The organism is Microbispora sitophila, assembly GCF_014892245.1.
Classification (GTDB): Bacteria; Actinomycetota; Actinomycetes; order Streptosporangiales; family Streptosporangiaceae; genus Microbispora; species Microbispora siamensis.
This window is the reverse complement of sequence record NZ_JADBGC010000032.1, coordinates 83,200-105,151: the sequence shown is the minus strand read 5'-3', so window position 1 is coordinate 105,151 and position 21,952 is coordinate 83,200. Positions and strand designations below refer to the sequence as shown.

At 71.1% G+C, this 21,952-nt stretch carries 11 protein-coding genes; 7 read left to right on the top strand and 4 right to left on the bottom strand.

The genetic code is table 11. The annotated features are described in order from the left end of the window. Nucleotides 1-7 precede the first annotated feature (7 nt). From IL992_RS39795 to IL992_RS39780, 4 genes are all read left to right on the top strand, one after another. Entirely contained in the window at nucleotides 8-1,855 is a 1,848-nt protein-coding gene (locus tag IL992_RS39795) for an HSP90 family protein (protein WP_226874645.1), read from the top strand. Further along, nucleotides 1,852-4,563 (top strand): tetratricopeptide repeat protein, encoded by a 2,712-nt coding sequence (locus tag IL992_RS39790; protein WP_193208467.1) that lies wholly within the window; start codon nucleotides 1,852-1,854, stop codon nucleotides 4,561-4,563. Before IL992_RS39795 ends, IL992_RS39790 begins: the two co-directional genes overlap by 4 nt. A gap of 238 nt (nucleotides 4,564-4,801) precedes the next feature. Continuing rightward, nucleotides 4,802-10,327 carry a ThuA domain-containing protein gene (locus tag IL992_RS39785; protein ID WP_193208466.1) on the top strand — a complete coding sequence of 1,842 codons (5,526 nt, stop codon included), beginning with the start codon at nucleotides 4,802-4,804 and terminating at the stop codon, nucleotides 10,325-10,327. A gap of 41 nt (nucleotides 10,328-10,368) precedes the next feature. Next, nucleotides 10,369-10,656 carry a sensor histidine kinase gene (locus tag IL992_RS39780; RefSeq protein WP_226874644.1) on the top strand — a complete coding sequence of 96 codons (288 nt, stop codon included), beginning with the start codon at nucleotides 10,369-10,371 and terminating at the stop codon, nucleotides 10,654-10,656. 85 nt (nucleotides 10,657-10,741) lie between these two features. Here IL992_RS39780 and IL992_RS39775 read toward each other — a convergent pair whose 3' ends face one another. Continuing rightward, nucleotides 10,742-11,866, bottom strand: a complete 1,125-nt coding sequence (locus tag IL992_RS39775; RefSeq protein ID WP_193208464.1) for a Gfo/Idh/MocA family protein — start codon at nucleotides 11,864-11,866, stop codon at nucleotides 10,742-10,744. Beyond that, nucleotides 11,863-12,918 (bottom strand): aldo/keto reductase, encoded by a 1,056-nt coding sequence (locus IL992_RS39770; RefSeq protein ID WP_193208463.1) that lies wholly within the window; start codon nucleotides 12,916-12,918, stop codon nucleotides 11,863-11,865. Before IL992_RS39770 ends, IL992_RS39775 begins: the two co-directional genes overlap by 4 nt. Nucleotides 12,919-13,023: 105 nt before the next feature. On the opposite strand from IL992_RS39770, the gene IL992_RS39765 reads away from it, so the two are divergent. From IL992_RS39765 to IL992_RS39755, 3 genes are all read left to right on the top strand, one after another. Further along, nucleotides 13,024-13,479, top strand: a complete 456-nt coding sequence (locus IL992_RS39765) for a MarR family winged helix-turn-helix transcriptional regulator (protein ID WP_193208462.1) — start codon at nucleotides 13,024-13,026, stop codon at nucleotides 13,477-13,479. Between the two features lie 582 nt (nucleotides 13,480-14,061). Continuing rightward, nucleotides 14,062-15,825 carry a discoidin domain-containing protein gene (locus IL992_RS48745; RefSeq protein WP_193208461.1) on the top strand — a complete coding sequence of 588 codons (1,764 nt, stop codon included), beginning with the start codon at nucleotides 14,062-14,064 and terminating at the stop codon, nucleotides 15,823-15,825. A 17-nt stretch (nucleotides 15,826-15,842) separates the two neighbouring features. Then, complete coding sequence (locus IL992_RS39755; protein ID WP_193208460.1) at nucleotides 15,843-19,316, top strand: discoidin domain-containing protein; 3,474 nt, start codon at nucleotides 15,843-15,845, stop codon at nucleotides 19,314-19,316. 8 nt (nucleotides 19,317-19,324) lie between these two features. On the opposite strand, the gene IL992_RS39750 is transcribed toward IL992_RS39755, so the two are convergent. Both IL992_RS39750 and IL992_RS39745 read right to left on the bottom strand, forming a co-directional pair. Further along, nucleotides 19,325-20,260: an MBL fold metallo-hydrolase gene (locus IL992_RS39750; protein ID WP_319019121.1), complete on the bottom strand. Its 936-nt coding sequence runs from the start codon at nucleotides 20,258-20,260 to the stop codon at nucleotides 19,325-19,327. Between the two features lie 109 nt (nucleotides 20,261-20,369). Then, nucleotides 20,370-21,842, bottom strand: coding sequence for an AAA family ATPase (locus IL992_RS39745; RefSeq protein WP_193208459.1), 1,473 nt, complete (start codon nucleotides 21,840-21,842; stop codon nucleotides 20,370-20,372). Nucleotides 21,843-21,952: the final 110 nt, after the last annotated feature.

Below are 21,952 nucleotides of genomic sequence, written 5' to 3'. Positions count from 1 at the left end.
CATGCGCATGTCGGACGACTTAGCGAGGAACGCCCGATCCTTCCAGGTCGACCTGCGCGGACTGGTCGACCTCCTGTCCCACCACCTCTACTCCAGCCCGCGGGTGTACCTGCGCGAGCTGCTGCAGAACGCGGTGGACGCGGTCACCGCACGGCTGGCGGTGGACCCGGCGGCGCCGACGGACATCCGGATCACCGTCGAGGAGAACGGGCTGCGGATCGACGACCCGGGAATCGGCCTGACCGAGGCCGACGTGCACCGCTTCCTCGCCACCATCGGCCGCTCGTCGAAGCGTGACGACCTCGAAGGTGCCCGGCAGGAGTTCCTCGGTCAGTTCGGCATCGGTCTGCTGGCCTGTTTCACCGTGGCCGAGCGGATCCAGGTGCTCACCCGGTCGGCCCGCGACCCGGACGCTCCGGGTGTGGAGTGGTCGGCGACCTCCGACGGGACCTACTCGGTGCGGACGCTCTCGCCGGACGAGCGTGCCGCCCTCGTCGGCACCCCCGGAACGACGGTGCGCCTGCTGGCCCGGCCGGGGGCGCGGCGGTGGTTCGCCCCCGACCTCGTGGCCGACCTGGCCCGCGACTTCGGCGCGCTGCTGCCGTACGAGGTGACGGTGACAGGAGGCGGGCGGACGGTACGCACCACGGACAGCCCTCCGGTGTGGGACCGCCCGTACCGGTCGGCGGCCGAGCGCCGGGCGGCGCTGCTCGCGTACGGCGAGCGGGTGCTCGGCTTCGCGGCGCTCGACGTGGTCGAGCTCGACGTGGAGCTGGCCGGAGTGCGGGGGGCCGCCTACATCCTGCCGAACGCGGCCAACCCGGCCGCCGGGGGCCGTCACCGGGTCTACCTGAAGGGCATGCTGCTCGGCGACGCGGTCACCGGCCTGCTGCCCGACTGGGCCTTCTTCGCGCGCTGCGTGATCGACACCGACACCCTGCGCCCCACCGCCTCCCGGGAGGGGCTGTACGAGGACGAGACGCTGGCGGCGGTCCGCGAGGCCCTGGGCGCCCGGCTGCGCGACTGGCTGACCGGCCTGGCGGCGCAGGAGCCGGGCCGCCTGGCCACGTTCCTGTCCGTGCACGCCCTCGGCGTCAAGTCGCTGGCCAGGCACGACACCGAGCTCTTCGCGATCATGCTGCCCTATCTGCGCTTCGAGACCACCGACGGCGAGGTGACGCTCGCCGAGTTCGCCAGGAAGCACCCGGTCGTGCGGGTCACGTCCTCCGTCGAGGAGTTCCGGCAGGTCGCCGGCATCGCGGCGGCCCAGGGGCTCGGAGTGGTCAACGGCGGCTACACCTACGACGGCGAGCTGGTCGCCGCGCTTCCCGGCGTCCTGCCGGGGGTCGCCGTCGAGGAGCTGGACGCGGACGCGGTCACCGCGGCTCTCGATTCGGTGGACCCCCGCGAGGAACTGGCGATGGCCGCCTTCCTCACCGCGGCCCGCGCGGCGCTCGACCCGCTGGAGTGCGACGTGATCCTGCGCGCCTTCTATCCCGCGTCGGTGTCCGCCCTCCATCTCGACTCACGGGCGGCCAGGAGCGAGCGCGCCCGCGCGGAGACCGCCGCCGAGTCCGACGAGCTGTGGGCCGAGATCCTCGGCGCGCTCAAGTCGTCCGCGCCGCGCGCGCAGCTCGTGCTCAACCACCGCAGCCCGGTGGTGCGCAGGCTGGCGACGATCCGCGACCGCACGCTGCTCGTCACCGCCGTCGAGGCGTTGTACGGCCAGGCGTTGCTGATGACGCACCGGCCGCTGCGGCCGATGGACACCTCGCTGCTGAACCGGGCCTTCGACCAACTGCTCGGCTGGGCCGCGGCGAGCGTGACCGACGCGCCGGAAGGAGAGGGGCAATGAGCGGCACCGCCGCGATCCGCGCGGGCCTGGAGGAGTGCGCGGCCCTGCCCGAGGGGCGGCAGAAAACAGAGCGCCTGGAGGTGCTCTCCGCGCAGGCTCGCACGGCCGACGACCGCGCGCTTGAGGGCGAGGTCCTGCTCGCCCTCGTCGAGGCGTACATGTACGCCGCAGAGAGCGACCGCATGCCGGTCGCGGCGGGACGGCTCCTGCGGCTCCTCGACGACTTCCCGGCCGAACTGGGCCGGCTGACCTACTCCATCCACTGGCAGCTCAAATGGATGACGCACAGCCTGGTCGACAATCCCGCCGTGCCGCTGGAGACGACCCACCGCTGGCTCGACGAGCTCCAGAGCCGCTATCGGGAGCACGGCTACAGCGCACGCCCGGTGCTCACGCTGCGCTCGATGCTCGCGCAGGAGACCGGCGACCTCGCCACGGCCGCCGCCGCGATGGAGGCGGCCATCGCCGCGCCCAAGGACGTGATGACCGACTGCGACGCCTGCGAGCACAACGGGTGGGGCACGCGGCGGGAGGCCGCAGGCGACGACGAGGGCGCGCTGGAGTTCTGGGCGCCGCTGCTCGACGGCACGCTGACCTGCGCCGAGGAGCCTCACCGGGTGCTCGGGCATGCCCTCCTGCCCCTGCTGCGGACGGGCCGCGTCGACGACGCCCGCGGCGCCCATCTGAAGGGGTATCACCTGGCCCGGCGCACGCTCTCCCTCCGGGAGACGGTGGGGCGGCACATCGAGTTCTGCGCGCTGACCGGCAACGAGGCGCGCGGCCTGGAGATCCTCGGCGAGCACGTCGGATGGCTCACCCCGCAGGGCGAGGACGTCTCGCGGCGGCTCGGCTTCATCTGCGGCGCCGCCGTGCTGCTGCGCCGCCTGGCCGCGCTCGGACACGACGACCTGCCGGTGGGCGGCCGTACGGCGGGGGCCGTGCTCGGTGACCTGGAGCGGGAGATCGGCGACATCTGCGCCCGTTACGACGCCCGCAACGGCACCCGCGTCGTGAGCGAGCGGGTGGCGGCGCGGCTGAGCCGGGAGCCGCTGCTCGACCGGCTGCCGCTGGGCTCGCCCGTACGGCTGCCGCGGCCGGCGGCGAAGGTCGCCGTCCCGGCCCCGCCCCGCCCGGCGCAGGCATCCCTGGACGATCTCGTCGCGGAGGCGCGGCGGCTGTCCGCACTGCGCCACCCGCACACGGACGAGGCGTGGGAACGGGTCGGCGCCGCCGAGACCGAGCTGCCCGAGCCGGTGGCCGCGCAGGTCGAGCTCAGGAGGGCGGGGACGGCGATGGAGCGCGACCCCGGCGCCGCGCACGCGCGGCTCCTGGCGGTCGCGGCACGGTTCGAGCGGCTCGGCGACCGGGCCCACGCGCTGGAGGCGCGCGCCGCGGCGGCCGTCGCCCTGGTTCACGCGGGTGACCGGGCCGGCGGCGAGGGTCTCGCGGAGACCGTCACCGCCGAGGCCGCCGCCGCGTACGCCCAGGGGACGCTCGACGCCGGGGAGTACCTGGCGGCCCGCAGGGCCGGGGCGTACATCGCGATGAACACGCTCGCCGGGCCGGACGGGCCGGACGGGCCGGCCGAGACCGACATCCTGGCGGCGCGCGCCCGGGTGGAGGCGGAGCTGTCCGCGGCGGAGGAACTGGGCGGAACCGGCCGGGCCGGCACCTACCACAACATGCTGGCCCGGATCTTTCTCATGCTCGGCGACCTCGACGCCGCCCGCACGCATCTGACGTCCGCGCTCGACCGCTACCGCGACGCGGGGATGCCCTGGCACGCCGCGCGGCCCGCGGGCATGCTCGGTCGGATCGCCCTCGATCAGGGCGATCCGAAGAGCGCCGAGGGCTACGCGTCGACGGCCCTGGAGTACGGCGGAGACCTGCTGCCCGCCGAGGAGGCGGCGGAGCTGAGCTCCCTTCTCGTCGACGCGCTCATCCGGCAGCCCGGCCGTGAACTCGACGTGGTGGGGGCGGCGCTCGCCGCTGCCGCCCGCTGGGACGGCCTCTCCGAGCCGGACACGCTGCACAACACCTTCGCCGCCGCCCGCGCCTACCACCTCCTCGACCGGCACGGCGAGGCCGCCGCGCTGTTCGAGGAGGTCATGCCGCGCGTCGAGGTCCCGTACGAGGGGGAGGCCGTCGCGCGGACGCGGGCGCAGTACGGCAGGTCGCTGGCCGAGCTGGGCCGGCACCGGGAGGCCGCCGAACAGTTCGTCACGGCCGCGCGGCTGGTGCAGGACGACCCCGGCGCACGGGAACTGCACGCGGAGCTGGCCTGGTCGGCCGCCGAGTCGCTGCAGTTCGCCGGGATGGCGGACGAGGCGCTGCCCGCCTACCAGCGGGCCGCGCGGCTGTGGGCCGATCTCGGCATGACCGTCCCGCGCGTACGCTGCCTGCGCGCCGCCGCGTGGCTGATGGACTGGACGGGCGAGGACGGTGACATAGCGGACGGGGACACGGCGGACGGAGACACGGCGGACGGGGACACGGCGGACGGGGACACGGCGGAGCCGCCCGGCGTCACCGCGATGCGGGCCGTGCTCGCCGAGCTGGAGTTCCTGGCGGGTGCCGAGCCGTCGGAGGAGATCGCCGCCGAGCTCGCCGAGACGCGCCGGCAACTCGACGCGATGCTCGACGACGGCTTCGACTCGTTCGGCCCCGGCTTCGAGGAGGACTCCGAGGAGGACGAGGGCCGGGAGTAGATCCCAGGTGACGGGCCACGGCAGTGATGCCGGGCCTGAGCGGCCGCATGCCGCGATCCGGCGGGACTTTCGTCACAACCCAGCAAAAGTTCCGCCGTTTTGCCAAAACTATCTTCACAAGTCTCCAAAAGACGCTTACCTTCGGGACGAATCACCGCTAACACGGCTGGTTTGTGAAGCGAACGCGTGCCCATGACCGTGCCGGGCCATATCGCACCGAGGGAAAGGAAGCCCCGCCATGCCCCCCAGGCGGCCGACCGATCGCGCCAGAAAACGGATCGCGCAGACCTGCGCCTTACTTTTGGCCTTCACGGGCCTGACCGTGCTCACCCCGGCCGCGCCCGCGCAGGCGGCGCCCATCGACGCCACCGACTACCAGCGGGTGGAGCTGGCCAGGGGCGTCGCCGAGATGGGCGAGCCGATGACGATGACCGTGCTGCCCGACCTGTCGGTGCTGCACACCGCTCGCGAGGGTGTCCTGCGGCGCACCGACGCCCGCGGCGACACCACCGTGGTCGGCACGCTGAACGTCTACACCCACGACGAGGAGGGGCTCCAGGGGGTCGCCGCCGACCCTGGCTTCGCGACCAACCGGTTCATCTACCTCTACTACGCTCCCCGTCTCAACACCCCCGACGGCGACGCCCCGGCCACCGCGTCCGACTTCTCGGCCTGGAAGGGCGTGAACCGGCTGTCCAGGTTCACCGTCAAGCCCGACTGGACGCTGGACAAGGACAGCGAGGTCAAGATCCTCGATGTGCCGGCCGACCGCGGCATCTGCTGCCACGTGGGCGGCGACATGGACTTCGACGCCGCCGGCAACCTCTACCTGTCGACCGGCGACGACAGCAACCCCTTCGACTCGTCGGGCTACTCCCCCCTCGACCAGCGGCCCGACCGCAACCCGGCGTACGACGCCCAGCGCAGCTCCGGCAACACCAACGACCTGCGCGGCAAGATCCTGCGCATCAAGGTCAAGCCGGACGGGACCTACGACATCCCCGAGGGCAACCTGTTCCCGCCGGGCACCCCGGACACCCGGCCCGAGATCTACGCGATGGGCTTCCGCAACCCGTTCCGGCTGAGCGTCGACAAGGCCACCGGCGTCGTCTACGTGGGCGACTACGGCCCGGACGCCGGCACCACCGACCCCAACCGGGGGCCGAGCGGCCAGGTCGAGTTCAACCGGGTCACCCGCCCCGGCAACTACGGCTGGCCCTACTGCACGGGCACCAACACGCCGGTCGAGACCTACAACGCGTTCACCTTCCCCTCCGGTCCCTCCGGGGCGAAGTACGACTGCGCCGGCGGCCCGGTCAACGCCTCTCCTCGCAACACCGGGCAGCGCACGCTGCCGCCCGCCCAGCCCGCGTGGATCAGGTACGGCGGCGACGCCGGCTCGCCACCCGAGTTCGGCGGCGGCTCCGAGTCCCCGATGGGCGGGCCGGTCTACCACTACGACGCCGCCCTCAACTCGGCGGTCAAGTTCCCCCAGGATCTCGACGGCCACCTCTTCGCCGGTGAGTTCGGCCGCAGGTGGATCAAGGCGATCGACGTGCAGGCCGACGGGACCCGCGGCGACATCGCCGACTTCCCGTGGACCGGCACGCAGGTGATGGACCTGGCGTTCGGCCCGGACGGCGCGTTGTACGTGCTCGACTACGGCACCGGCTACTTCAACGGCGACGCCAACTCGGCGTTGTACCGCTTCGAGTACATCAAGGGCCGTGACCGTTCCCCGATCGCGGTGGCCAAGGCCGACAAGACCTCGGGCAAGACGCCTCTCACGGTCACGTTCTCCTCGGCCGGCTCCGCCGACCCCGAGGGCGCGACGCTCACGTACTCCTGGGACTTCGGCGACGGCACCACCTCCACCGAGGCGAACCCGGTCAAGACGTACGACAAGGACGGCACGTACACCGCGACGCTCACGGTGCGCGACCCCGCGGGCAACAGCGGCAGCGCCAGCGTGGTCGTCACGGCGGGCAACACCGCGCCGACCGTGACCATCGAGACGCCCACGGCGGGCAGCCTGTTCCAGTGGGGCGACTCCGTCCCCTTCACGATCAAGGTCACCGACCCCGAGGACGGCGACGTCGACTGCGCGAAGGTCAAGATGACCTACGTGCTGGGCCACGACAGCCACGGCCACCAGATCAGCTCGAAGAACGGCTGCTCGGGCCAGCTGACCATCCCCGTGGACGGCGAGCACGACGACGCGGCGAACATCTTCGCGGTGTTCGACGCCGAGTACACCGACAAGGGCGGGCTGACCACCCACACCCAGCACATCCTGCAGCCCCGGCACCGGCAGGCCGAGCACTACGCGGCCTCCTCGGGCGTCAACCCGATCAGCAAGTCGCAGGCGCACGGCGGCAAGACCGTCGGCGACATCAACAACGGCGACTGGATCTCCTTCAAGCCCTACGAGCTGAGCAAGGCCAAGGGGATCGCCGCCCGCGTCTCGTCCGGCGGGAAGGGCGGCACCATCGAGGTCCGCACGGGATCGCCGACCGGCACCCTGCTGGGCAAGGTGAGCGTGCCCGTCACCGGAGGCTGGGAGACCTTCACCGACGTCTCCGCGCCGCTGTCGAACGCCCCGGCGGGGACGACCGAGCTCTTCCTGCTCTTCAAGGGCAACGACGGCGCGCTGTTCGACGTGGACGACTTCACGCTGACGGCCGAGCCGCCCGCGGGCGGAAGCCCGGGACCGATCGTCAACGCCGGCGGCCTGTGCCTCGACGTCGCGGGCGCCAACCCGGCCAACGGCACCAACGTGCAGCTCTACCAGTGCAACGGCACCGGGGCTCAGGTCTGGAGCGTCAACGGCTCCACGCTCCGCTCGCTCGGCAAGTGCCTCGACGTGTCCAACGGCGGCACCGCCGACGGCACGCGGGTGCAGATCTGGGACTGCGTCGCCAATGTCGGCGCGCAGGTCTGGACGATCGGGACGGACGGCACCATCAAGAACCCGCAGTCCGGCAAGTGCCTCGACGGCTCGAACACCGGGCAGATGGTCATCAAGACCTGTGACGGCAGCAACGCGCAGAAGTGGACGACCTCGACTGCCCCGGGCGGCGGCGCCGAGGGCGAGGTCCTGGTCTTCTCGCGTACGGCCGGCTTCCGGCACGACTCGATCCCGGCGGGCATCCAGGCCGTCAAGGACCTGGGCTTCAAGGTCACCGCGACCGAGGACCCCGCCGTCTTCACCGCCCAGAACCTGGCCAAGTACAAGGCCGTGGTGTTCCTCAGCACCACGGGCGACGTGCTGAACGACGCCCAGCAGGCGGCCTTCGAGTCGTACGTCAAGGCGGGCGGCGGCTACGTGGGCATCCACGCGGCGGCGGACACCGAGTATGACTGGCCGTTCTACGGCGGCCTGGTCGGCGCGTGGTTCGCCTCGCACCCCGCGGTGCAGAAGGCGACCGTGAAGGTGGAGGACCGGGCCCACCCGGCGACCGCCCACCTCGGCTCGCAGTGGACCCGCACCGACGAGTGGTACGACTACCGCTCCAACGCCCGCACCACCGCGCACGTGCTGGCCACGCTGGACGAGAAGTCCTACTCCGGCGGCAGGATGGGCGAGGACCACCCGATCGCCTGGTGCAAGGAGTATCAGGGCGGTCGTTCGTTCTACACGGGCGGCGGGCACACGGCGGAATCCTTCTCCGAGCCGGAGTTCCGGCAGCACCTGCTCGGCGGCATCAGGTACGCCATGGGCGACCTCAAGGCCGACTGCCGTCCCGAGACCGGCTACACGACGCTCTACAACGGCAGCACCACCGGCTGGCAGCAGGCCGGGCCCGGCGGATTCACCAACGCCGACGGCACCCTGACCTCGCACGGCGGCCTGGGGCTGTTCTGGTACAAGGCGAAGGAGTTCCACTCCTACTCGCTCAAGCTCGACTGGAAGATGCGCGGCGACGACAACGCGGGCGTCTTCGTGGGCTTCCCCGCCTCGGACGACCCGTGGTCGGCGGTCGACAACGGCTACGAGATCCAGATCGACGCCACGGACGTCCCGGAGAAGACCACCGGGTCGGTCTACGGCTTCCAGTCGGCGGACCTCAAGGCCAGGGACGCCGCGCTCAACCCGCCGGGGCAGTGGAACACCTACGAGCTCCGGGTGGAGGGTGAGCGCCTGCAGATCTTCCTCAACGGCGTGAAGATCAACGACTTCACCAACACCGACCCGAAGCGGTCCCTCCAGCAGGGCTACGTGGGCATCCAGAACCACGGCGACGGCGACGAAGTGGCGTTCCGGAACATCCGCATCAAGGAGCTCGGCCCGGCGGAGGGCGACGTCACCGTCCAGGCCGAGAGCTGGACGGAGGCGAAGGGCGTCGACACCTACCCCCACGCCCCCGCGCACGGCGGCACCGTGCTCGGCTACGTCAACCCGGGTGACTGGGCGGCGTACGACGGCGTGGACCTCACCGGTGTCACCCGCTTCACGGCCCGGGTGGCCTCGCCCAACCCGAGCGGCGGCTTCGAGATCCGGACCGGTTCCCCGACCGGCCCCGTGCTCGGCAGCGTCACCGTCCCGAACACCGGCGGGTGGGAGTCGTACGCGGACGTCTCCACGGCGCTCACGAACGTCCCCTCCGGGAGCGTGAAGCTCTACCTGGTGTTCACCGGGGCCGACTTCGACGTGGACGACTTCACGCTCGTCCGCGCCTCGAAGGATGCGAAGGCGCCCGTGACGACGGCCACCCTCGATCCGGCGGAGCCGGCGAGCGGCTGGTTCACCGGACCGATCTCGGTCACGCTGAAGGCCGCCGACGAGGCGAACGGCAGCGGGGTCGACAAGACCGAATACAAGGTGGACGGCGGCGAGTGGACCGCCTACACCGACCCGGTCGTGGTCTCGGGCGACGGCTCGCACACGCTGGCCTACCGCTCCGCGGACAAGGCGGGCAACGTCGAGGACGCCAAGACCCTCGCGGTCAAGGTGGACGCGACGGCGCCGATGACCACCGCGTCGTTCGCGCCGGCGAACGACGACGGCTGGCACAACGGCGCGGTCCCGGTGACCCTGGCCGCGACGGACGGCACGTCCGGCGTGGCGAAGACCGAGTACTCGATGGACGGCGGCGCCTGGACGGCGTACGCCAAGACGGTCGACGTCACGGGCGAGGGGCAGCACGAGCTGCGCTACCGCTCGGCCGACAAGGCCGGCAACGTCGAGGAGATCAAGGCCGTGACGGTCAAGATCGACACGAAGGCCCCGACCGTCGCGGTCTCCGGAGTGGCCGGCGGGCAGAAGTACGGCGACGGCCAGGACCTGACCATCGGATGGACGGCCGTCGACAACGGCTCCGGCATCAAGACGGTCACCGGCACGCTGGACGGCAAGCCGTTCACGGCGGGCACGGTCCAGGCGCTGTACGAGCTGGCCCTGGGCGAGCACACGCTCACCGTCACCGCCGTCAACAAGGCCGGCAACCGGACCGTTCAGACGGTGAAGTTCTCCGTCGTCACCTCGACGGACGACATCTCCGCGCTGATCGACCGTTTCGAGGCCGCCGGAAACCTCACCGGAAAGAACGCCGACAAGCTGCACAAGTCGCTCGACGGCATACGAAAGGCCGAGAACAAGGACGACAAGGGCAAGGACAGGGACGACAAGATCGTCAAGGAACTCGAGAAGTTCAAGAAGACCGTCGACGACAAGAAGGTCGTGACCGACGCCCAGGTCCGCGCCACGCTCCTGCGTGACGCCGACGCGCTGATCGTCGAGTACGGCGGCACGCCGAAGAGCTGACGCCCTGCTGAGACCTGGTTCACCGATCTGATTCACCCGGGGTGCCCCGTGACGCGAGTCGCGGGGCACCCGCTTCCCTCGCCAACGCGCTCAGGCATTCGGGGGCGACCACGGCCGAGGTGGCGGTCGGCCGCCCCGCGCACTCGGTCATCGTCCAGATCACCGACAACGGCAAGGGCGACTCCTCCGGCGGGGGAGTCGCCGAGGGGAACGGCCTCACCGGGATGCGCGAGCGGGTGCGCATCCTCGGCGGGACGCTCACCGTGGGCCCGGCCCCCCGGGGCTTCGCCGTGAAGGCCGAGATCCCTGTGGCAGGTTCGGCGGAATGACGATCAGAGTGCTCCTCGCCGACGACCAGGCGCTCGTACGGGCGGGCTTCCGCAGCCTGCTGGCCCGGCGGTTGAGGGGTCGCGGTCAGGCTGTCGCGACGGCGGATTCGATGCTGCGGTGCCGGGCGGCGCCGTGCGCGAAATCGGGCACGCCCGGAGTGCCGCCCTCGCGCAGGTCGTCCAGGAACCGCTGGTAGGCGTGGGCGACCGCGTAGGCCGGCGCGTCAGCGTGGGGGTCCAGTCGCGGAACGCGAACGTAGGATTCCGGCACCGCCAGAGGAGCGAGGCCGGTGGACGTCCCGCGGCCGCCTTTGATGGTGATCGGGCTGAGCTGGAGATGGCCGATCGGGGCGGTGAGGACGAGGTCGCCCTCGGTGCCGTTGATCTCCCAGCGGAAGTTGGTGCCCCGGGAGATCCCTCCGCGGTAGTGGAAGGTGGTCACCGCGCCGCCCGGCAGCCGTCCCGAGGCCACCACTTGGTCCGGCGCGGTCATGGGGACGGGCCGCCCGCTCCCGGTGTCCACGGCCGACGTACGCCGCGACGCCAGGTGGATCCGCAGATCCTCGGGCTCTCCCAGGACGGACGCGAGTCCGTCGAGGGTGTGGGCGAAGGGGATGGTCAGCAGCGTCATGCCGTTGGCGGCGTCGAGCACGTGGTGATCGCCGGGGCCGACGGTGGCGCCCCAGGCGCCGCCGGAGCCGACGACCGTCGTGGACAGCACCTGCCCCACGTAGCCGTCGGCCACGAGATCCCGCAGGTAGGCCAGGGCCGGGTGCGACCGCGCCTGGAGCCCGACGACGGTCGGCACGTCGCGGTCGCGCGCCTGCCGCGCCATGTCCGCGGCCTCCGCGAGCCCGTTGCCCAGCGGCCACTCGCACAGCACGCTCTTGCCGGCGCTCAGCGCCGTCCGCACCAGGTCCCGGTGGTGCGGCACCTTCACCGCCACGACCACGAGGTCCACCTCGTCACAGGCGGCCAGTTCGGCGGCCGTCCCGAAGGTGCGCGACACTCCGTGCTGGTGGCCGGAGCGCTCCGCCGACTCTTTCGAACTCGTGCTCAGGGCCCTCAGCTCGTAACCAGGGACGGCGCGCAGGGCCGGCAGGTGTGAGCGCTCGGCCCAGCTTCCGTTCGCCCCCAGTCCGATGATCCCTACTCCGATCGGCTTGCCTGACCGGGCCGCTTCGGCAATCGGCGACGCAGATGCGTTCATGATTCGCCGCCTGTTCTTTCTGTAGACGGCACCGACGCGGACGGCTCCGGGGTGCGCTCGCTGTCCAGCAGAGCCATGAGGGGTGCGGCGTACCGGGTCCCGGCCACCGCGCCGGCCGGGATGGCCTCGTCGATCGTGCGGAGGTCCGTGTCGGTCAGGGCGACGTCGGCCGCGGCCAGGGCCTCCTCGATGCGATGCGGCCGGCGGGTGCCCAGGACGGCCACGATGGTGCCGCGCTCGCGGCTCTGGGCGATGACCCAGGCGACGGCGAGTTGCGCGACGCTGATGCCGTACGCGTCGGCGAGCGGCCGCAGCCGGTCGACGAGGGCGAGGTTCGCGGCGAGATTGCCGGGGTGGAAGCGGGGCAGCCAGTGGGCGCGCGGGTCACCTCCGGGGGGTCGCCGATAGGCGCCGGTGAGCAGGCCGTGCGCGAGGACCCCGTAGGCGGTGACGCCGATCCCCAGCTCGCGGCAGGTGTCCAGGATGCCGTTGGTCTCGGGATCACGGCTGAACAGGGAGTATTCGATCTGCACATCGCAGATCGGGTGTACGGCGTGGGCACGGCGGATGGCCTCCGGCCCCACCTCGGAGAGCCCGATGTGGCGCACGTACCCGGCCTGGACCAGCTCGGAGATCGCGCCGATCGTGTCCTCGATCGGGGTGTCGGGGGCGAGGCGCGCGGGCCGGTAGATGTCGACGTGGTCGCTGCCCAGGCGGCGCAGCGAGTAGGCGAGCGCGTTCTTGACGTGGGCGGGCCGGCCCTCGATGCCGACGAAGGCTCCGTCGGGGCCACGCAGACCGCCGAACTTGACGCTCAGGAGCGCCTTGTCGCGATCGCCGACGCGGAGGGCACGGCGGATCAGGTCCTCGTTGTGGCCCATGCCGTAGAAGTCGGCGGTGTCGAGGAGGGTGACGCCGGCGTCGAGGGCCGCGTGAATCGTGGCGATGGCGTCGGCCTCGTCTGCGGGGGCGGTGTGGTCGGACATGCCGGCGCAGCCCAGGGCGAGAGGGGCGACCGGAGGGCCACCGGTTCCAAGAGGTCGGGTGTGCATGGCGCCTCCTGCGGGGCGAGAAACATGGACGCCGCCGACAGGGCTGCCGCGAAGGCAGCCGCCTGTTAGCGTTGATATTTCAACACTAGGAAGAGGCATGTTGATATGTCAACGCGAGATGGAGAGACGGCCGCTTCGAGCGAGGCCGTGACCGGCGCCGCACCGGAGCCCATCGAGTTCTGGTCCGCCTTCAAGCGCGCCCACGAGGTCGTCCGGGCCCGCGTGATCGCGGACACCGCCGAGGCGGCCGGCCTGTCCGAGCCGGACCTGGCGATCCTCGTCAATCTCGACAAGGCGGGGGGCGCCCTGCGCCAGAGCGAGCTCGCCGCGTCGCTCGGCTGGGATCGCACCCGCGTCTCCCACCAGCTCACCCGCATGAGCACCCGCGGACTCGTCACCCGCGAGCGCGCCGGGGGCGTCATCGTCACCCTCACCGACACCGGCCGCGCCGCCATCACCGCCGCGCTTCCCGGCCTGGACGCCGCAGTACGCCGCCACTTCGCCGACAAGCTCTCCGCAGAGGAGATCGAAACGCTGGCCGCCGTGTTCAGCCGGCTCTGACGCGCTCCCGGCCAGAGTGAAGCCGTTGAGGATCGCGGACTTCACCCATGGCGCCAAGAAGTAGCCGTACTGGCGGTTGCCGGTCACCTGGCAGTTCTGACCGGGGATGTCGCTCCACACCTTCAGCGCGAAACCCCCGTCGCAGAGGACGGTCTGCCCGACCCTGTTGCCGACCGCCGCGCCCGCGTAGTCCATCACGGTCGTCCCATTGCTGGTGCAGCGCGCCGAACACGTGCGCGTACAGCTTCGTGTCGATGTCGTCGTTCCTGCGGTATAGGCCGCGCCAGGTGTCAAAAGCGGCACGGCGCAGCTCGGTTTCGACGCCCTCCCAGGCGAACTGCTCCAAGGGGGGCGGGCACGGAGGGGCTTGCAGCTGGCTCAAAGACCCGAGCACTGGGGACGATTCCGACTGCGAACGGAACATGCAGTACCTCGGCAACTCCCGATCGTCGGCGGGAGTGGACGTCGCGAGTCAAGATCTTTTCGTTGCACACTAAATTCAAGTATTGACCTAAGTTTCGAAGGCGATCATTCTCTGGTCAGGGCTCGTCCCCGTTCACCCCCCGAAGAGAGATCGCCATCATGAGAAAGCGTTCGACGATCCATCCCACGCGCCGCGCCCTGGCGGCCGTGCTCAGCGCGCTGGTCCTGGTCGTGGCCTGCGTCGTCGCAGCGGCGGCGATGTCCGCCCCGGCCACGGCCGCGCCCGCGCTGCTGTCGCAGGGCAAACCCGTGACCGCCTCGTCCACGGAGAACGCCGGCACCCCGGCGTCGGCCGCCGTCGACGGGAACACCGGCACCCGGTGGTCCAGCGCGTTCGGCGACCCGCAGTGGCTCCAGGTGGACCTCGGCACCACGGCGACGCTGAGCCAGGTCACCCTCAACTGGGAGGCCGCCTACGCCACTTCCTTCAAGATCCAGGTGTCGGCCGACGCCACCACCTGGACCGACGTCTACTCCACCACCACCGGCACCGGCGGCGTACAGAACCTCACCGTGACCGGCACCGGCCGGTACGTCCGGGTCTACGGCACCGCCCGCGCCACCGCGTACGGCTACTCCCTGTGGGAGTTCCAGGTCTACGGCACGACGACCGGCACCTCCTGCGGCACGGCCGACGCCGCGCAGGGCAGGCCCGCGACCGCCTCCTCCGCCGAGAACGCCGCGACACCCGCGTCGGCGGCCGTGGACGGCAACAGCGCGACCCGCTGGTCCAGCGCGTTCGGCGATCCGCAGTGGCTCCAGGTCGACCTCGGCTCCGTCAAGACGATCTGCAAGGTGGTCCTGGCCTGGGAGGCGGCCTACGCCACGGCGTTCAAAATCCAGGTGTCCGACAACGCCTCCACCTGGACCGACGTCTACAGCACGACCACCGGCACCGGCGGCACGCAGACCCTCAATGTCACCGGCTCGGGCCGCTACGTCCGGATGTACGGCACCGCCCGCGCCACCGCGTACGGCTACTCGTTGTGGAGCTTCACCGTGAACACCACAGGCGGCTCGACGGATCCGACGACCCCGCCGCCCGACGCCTTCTGGGGCGACACCGCGAACATCCCGGCGGCCAAGAACGTCGTCATGGTCAAGATCCTCAACCGGACCAACGGCCAGTATCCCGACTCACAGGTCTACTGGAGCTACAACGGCCAGGTCCACTCGATCGCCGAGCAGCCCTACTTCGACATGCCGGCCAACACGGCGGGCCGGATGTACTTCTACCTCGGCTCCCCCAACAGCCAGTACTACGACTTCATCGAGTTCACCGTCGGGCCTTCGGTGTTCAACGGCAACACGACCCGGGTGGACGCGTTCGGCCTGAAGCTCGCGATGCGCCTGCACGCACGCGACGGCTACGACGTCGCGGTCGGCGAGGACTACGCCACCTTCGCCGAATCCCGCGCGGCGACGTTCCAACGGTTCATCGACGAGGTGCCTGCCGAGTTCAAGCAACTGGCCCAGGTGCAGGCGCCGTACCGCATTCCGGCCCCGGGCAGCGCGTCGATCTTCCAGCCCGGCGGGGCGTACGCGAACTACTTCACCGGCTACGCCGCCCAGCAGGGCGTGACGGCGACGACCTCGCAGGTCACCGGGTGCGCCGGACCGCTCGCCGAGGCCCCGAAGATGTGCGCGGCGCTGAACCGGCACGTCGCCGGGCTGTCCGACGCCCAGCAGTCGGACCCGGCGAACTACTACAAGGCCGCCCCGGCGAACTACTACGCGAAGTTCTGGCACGACCACGCCATCGGCAAGCTCGCCTACGGCTTCCCCTACGACGACTACGCGGGCCAGTCCTCGTTCATCTCGCACGGCGACCCGCAGTGGCTGCTGGTCGCGGTCGGCTGGTAGCGCAGGCAGGAGACGCCATGAAGCACCCCCTCACGCTCCGGCGCGGGCTCCCTCTCGTCCTGGCGGTGGCGCTGGCGCTGCTCGCGAGCGTCGTCGCCGGGCCCGCCCACGCCGCGCCCGTCCTGCTGTCGCAGGGCAAGACCGCGACCGCCTCGTCCACCGAGAACGCCGGCGCCCCCGCATCGGCGGCGGTGGACGGCGACACCGGCACCCGGTGGTCCAGCGCGTTCAGCGACCCGCAGTGGCTCCAGGTCGACCTCGGGACCACGGCGACGCTGAGCCAGGTCACCCTCAACTGGGAGGCCGCCTACGCCACGGCGTTCAAAATCCAGGTATCCGACAACGCCACCACCTGGACCGACGTCTACTCCACCACCACCGGCACGGGCGGCGTACAGAACCTCACCGTGACCGGCTCGGGCCGGTACGTCCGGGTCTACGGCACCGCCCGCGCCACCGGCTACGGCTACTCCCTGTGGGAGTTCCAGGTCTACGGCACCACCGGCGCATCCTCGGGCTGCACCGGCCCCAACAGCGCGCTGAACCGGCCCGCGACCGCCTCGTCCACCGAGAACGCCGGGACGCCCGCGTCCGCGGCGGTGGACGGCGACCCCGGCACCCGCTGGTCCAGCGCCGCCGCCGACCCGCAGTGGCTCCAGGTGGACCTCGGCTCGGCCAAGACGATCTGCAAGGTCGTCCTGACCTGGGAGGCGGCCTACGCCACGGCCTTCAAGGTCCAGGTGTCCGACAACGCCTCCACCTGGACCGACGTCTACAGCACGACCACCGGCACCGGCGGCACGCAGACCCTCGACGTGACCGGCTCGGGCCGGTACGTCCGGCTGTACGGCACCGCCCGCGCCACCGGCTGGGGCTACTCGCTGTGGGAGTTCGCCGTCCACACCAGCGGCGGCGGCACCACCGACCCGCCGGGCGGGACGCCGATCTCGGCGTACAAGCAGGTGACGGCCTCCTCCTGGGAGGGCGGCAACGCTCCGGCGGCGGCGCTCGACGGGCGGACGACGACCCGCTGGTCGAGCCAGTACTCCGACGACCAGTGGCTGCGGGTTGACCTCGGCGGCGCCGGGCACATCACCGGCGTCACGCTCGACTGGGAGTCCGCGTACGCCACGGGTTACCGGATCGAGGTGTCCGCCAACGGCACGTCGTGGACGCCGATCTACACCACGACCAGCGGCAGGGGCGGCGTCGAGAACCTGAACGTCACCGGGGACGGCCGCTACGTCCGCTTCGTCGGCACGGCCCGCGCGACCGGCTACGGCTACTCGCTGTGGGAGTTCCAGGTCTTCGGCACCGTGGACATGGCGGCCACGACCGCTCCCCTGCTGTCCCCGCCCACCACGGCCCCGGCGACCACCGGCCAGTTCGCCCTGTCCGCCCCCGCCGACAAGGCCATGGTCACCGACACGCGGCGGCCCGCGTTCTCCTGGGCGGCCGTCTCCGGCGCGGTGCGCTACGAGGTCTGGCTGAACGTCAGCCGCACCGACTACGACTTCACCGCCTCGGGCAACCTGATCGACCTCTACACCAAGGTCGCCGAGCCGACCGGCACGAGCTACACGCCCACCTGGGACATCCCCGACCGGTGGACGTACAAGTGGTTCGTCGTCGCGGTGAGCGGGTCGGGTGCCAGGACGACGTCGAACATCCGCACCTTCAGCCTCTACCTGCCGGACATCGAGCAGGTCGCCGACGGCGTTCCGATCGTCAACGGCGCCCGCGACCTCAACAGGAACGGCACGATCGAGCCGTACGAGAACTGGCGGCTGCCCGTCGAAACCAGAGTCAACGACCTTCTCGGCAGGATGACCCCCGAGGAGAAGGCGTACCAGATGTTCTACAACGCCCAGACCTACTCGCTCTCGGGCTGGCACTTCGGCCCGGCGTTGCCGAACGACCTGCACGCCGTCCTGCTCGGCGCGTCCGGAACCCGGCTCGGCATCCCGCCCGTCTCGGCGGGCGACACCATCGCCGGCTACCAGACCACCTACCCGCTGCAGAGCGCGCTCGCGGCGGGCAAGGACTACGCGCTCGACTACAAGCTCGGCGACATGCAGCGCCGCGAGGAGCTCGAGGTCGGGGCGCGGGGCGTGCTCGGCCCGCTCGCCGAGGTCGGCACGAAGGTCCTCTACCCCCGCATCCAGGAGGGCAACGGCGAGAACGCCGACGTCGCGGCCGCCCAGGTCCGCGCGCTGGTGGCCGGGCTCCAGGGCGGCCCCGAGCTCAACCCCGCCTCCGTGCTGGCGACGGTCAAGCACTGGCCGGGCGAGGGCGCGGGCGGCGAGGCCGGGATCACCTACGACGCGGTGACGATCAAGTATCACATGATCCCGTTCAGAGCCGCCATGGAGGCCGGCGCCGTCAACATCATGCCGGGGTACGCCGGGAGCTCCTACCTCGACCCGGGCGGCTCGGGCGCGGGCGACAGCAAGCCGATCCTCGACTACCTGCGGAACAACCTCGGCTACACCGGCCTCATCACCACCGACTGGCTGCCGTCCTCGGTCTGGGTCAAGGCCGCGAACGCCGGCTCCGACGTGATGGGCGGGGCCGACCCGGGAGCCACCGGGTTCACGATGGCGACCTTCCTCTCAAGTGTTCCGATCGCGCGGATCAACGACGCGGTGACCCGGATCCTGCGCCTGAAGTTCACGCTCGGCGTGTTCGAGCACCCGTACGGCGACCCGGTGAACGGTTCCTACCGCTTCCACCAGCCGTCGTACGTCGCGCTCGCCAACCAGGCCGCCCGGGAGTCCATCACGCTGCTCAAGAACAACGGCGTGCTTCCGCTGAAGCTCAAGGCGGGCGACAACGTCGTGGTGGCCGGTCCGCGGGCCACCGACGGATCGGCCTGCTGCATCTGGACGAGCTTCTTCCACCAGGAGTACGGCTCGCAGACCCTGCTGGACGCGGTCAAGGCGCGGGCGGCCACCGCGGGCGTCAACGTCTATCAGGACACCGGGCCTTCGCCCAAGCTCGCGATCGTGGCGGTCGGCGAGCCGACCTACACGCACGCCACCGCCTGGGTGAAGGAGCAGCCCCAGTTGCCCGCCGACCAGCTGGCCGTCATCCAGAACTTCAAGAACCAGGGCATTCCGGTGGTCGTCGTGCTGACCCTCCCCCGGCCCATCGTCATCAGCGAGTGGAACGGCCTGGCCGACGCCATCGTGGTGACGTACCGGGGCGGTGAGGAGGTCGGCCCGGCCACGGCGAGCCTCCTGTTCGGCGACTACACGCCGCGCGGCCGCCTGCCGTGGCAGCTCCCGCGTAGCCTCGACCAGATCCTCAAGCCGGGCGGCGGCGACGTGCTCGCCGACGCCGTCGAGGACTGGAACCTCCCCTACGACCTGGGCGCGACCGCCGCCCAGCGGTCGGAGATCCGGGCCCGCATCGACGCGGGCCAGACCGTCCCCACCACCTACGGCAACCCCCTCTATCCGTACGGAGCCGGGCTGCAGGGCTGGTCGTGACGCCGGCCTCAGACTGAGGTCGGCAGCGGCCCGCCGTGCCAGGTCACGGCGTCGGCCAAGGCGGCGAGGAGATCCACCTCGCCGCCTTCGGCCTCGGCGTAGGCACGGTGGAGGTTGAGCACCAGGCGCTCGGCGTCCGCCCATCCGGCGAACTCGCCCAGGTCGGCTGCCTGCGCGGCGGCCAGCGGAGTGAGCCCGTTCTCGCGTCCCGCCCGGGCTGTGTCGAGGACGAAGCGGTAGTACCGCTCGTGTGCGGCCAGGATCTGCGGCAGCTCGGGGGCGGTGGCGAGCGGTCCGTGTCCCGGAACGACGTACTCGGGGTCGAAGGCCGCCAGCCAGTCCAGCGATCGCAACGCCCCCTCGAGCGATCCCATCAGCACCAGCGGCGTGAGCCCGTTGAACAGCAGGTCCCCGGCGAACAGCACCCGTTCGCCGGGAAGCCACGCCACCACGTCCCCGGGGGTGTGCGCGGCGTGGCCGGGGTGCCGCAACTCGACGCGGCGCGCCCCGAGATGGACGGTCAGCTCGGAGGTGAACACCACCGACGGCGGGCGGCGCGTCACGTGTCCCCAGTCGGGCACCGGCGTCCACATCGGCGGGCAGCCCTCGATGATCGGATCGGCCAGCAACGCCTCTCGCATCGCCGCGTGCCCGAAGACGACCGTGTCGTCCGGGAGCAGGCTGTTGCCGTAGCAGTGGTCCCCGTGCTGGTGAGTGTTCACCGCCATCCGGACCGGGGCTCCACCGGTCGCCTCGGCGACCGCGCCGAGAAACCGCCGGGTGCGCGCCTCGGTCGCGCAGGTGTCGACGATCAGGATGCCATCGTCGCCCGCCACGGCTCCGGCGTTGTTCAGCCACCAGGTGCCGTCCGGCTGCACCCAGGCGAAGATCCCCGCCCCCACCTCGTGCAGCCCCGCCCCGTCGGCCCGCTCCACCACGCTCACGATTCCTCTCGTCGGCGTCCTACCCAGAGGACCCTACCGACGGCATCCCTGCCACGGGGCGCCGACCGAGTACGTGACGCGGCGGCCGGCCGCGGCAGGCCGGTTCGCGTCAGCTCCGGCCGTACAGGGCCGGCAGGTCGATCAGGTGCACATCGGGTGAGGCGCTCGCCTGGGCCACCGCCTTGTCGTTGAATCCGGTGCCGCTGAAACAGACGAGATGGGTACCCGTAGTGTCGTAACGGCCGGACGCGGCGATCAAGTCGCGGATGTGCTGGAGACGTTCGATATGAGCGATTCCCATCGTGTCGTTCCATTTGGCTTCGCCGAGGGCCAGGAGCGGCGGTTTGCCGCCATCGCCGATGCCGATCACGGCCACGTCCACCTCGTGACCGGTTCTGGCTTTGGAATCGTGGACGACACCGTGACCGACGCGGGCAGGCAGCCCGCCGAACAGGTCAGGATCGGCGTGATGCAGCGACCACTCGCGGCAGATCTGCTCGAAATGCGGGCCGAGGACGTTGCTGACGAAACGGCGGCGGCTGGCCTGCCAGACCCGGGCGGCGCTGCCCGGTCGCTCGAGCTGGTCCCAGACCGGCCGCATGATGGCGTGATAGAAGCGGATCAACGGCTCGGAGATGCGATATGTGGCGCGGTTGTCCCGGAAAACGTCCGAATCGCGATGCAACAGGCCTGCGTCTTCGAGGACGTTGATGGGATGCGCGATGTCCGTCGCCTTGCGCTCCAGGTAGCCGGCCATGCCCCCGCGCGTGGCGTTGCCGTCGGCGACAGCCGCCAGGACGGACAGGTACAGGGCGCTGTCACGCAGGTCCGGCTCCTCGGCCAGTAGGTAGCGGGCTTCACGGAACAGCGGCGTCTCCGGGTTGAGCACGGTGCGCACCACCCAGTCGTCGAAGTCTTCCGGTCCCACCGGGGTGTCACCCCGTGCGAACTCGCGACGATAGGCGGGCGTGCCGCCGACAACCGCGTTGACCTTGAGAGCCAGCGCCGGATCGGGGATCCCCCAGAACTCGGCGGCCAGACGGTGGTCGAGCGGACGGACGAGCAGTTCCAGTCCCGCCCGTCCGCGCAACGGCGCGTTGCCGGACAACAGCCGGCCCATGTAGGACAGGGCCGAACCACACAGCAACAGACGCGTACGGGATGTGGTGCGCTGATCCCGCATCGGCCGGAACGCCTCCTGGATGAGGGAAGGCAGCTCCGGATTCGCCCGTGCGAGGTAGGGAAACTCGTCGATCACGACGGGGGTGGGCCGCTCGGCGCCAAGAGCGAGGAGCGCGTCGAGGGCTTCGGACCAGTCGGCGAAATGGTAGGGGGTGGCAGGGCGGGCATGGGCGGTCAACGCGGCGCTCAAGCGGCGCAGCGATTCGGCGTCGGCCGCCTCGGTCGCTCCGAAGTAGAAGCCGCCTGCGGCACGACACGCGGCGTCCAGCAGGAAGGTCTTGCCCTGGCGGCGTCGCCCGGAGACCACGCCGAGAGTCGCGCCCGGTTGCTTGTCGGTGATGAACCGCGTCAAGGCGGACCATTCGTAGTCGCGGTCGAACATCTCGACCGGCTTGTCCATGCGCACACTCACAGATGTAGGACTACAGTTATATAAACTGTAGTCCTAGAAGAGGCGGTCATGCGGACACCGGCTCTGTAGCGTTCGGCACGCGCCACGGCGGACACGCA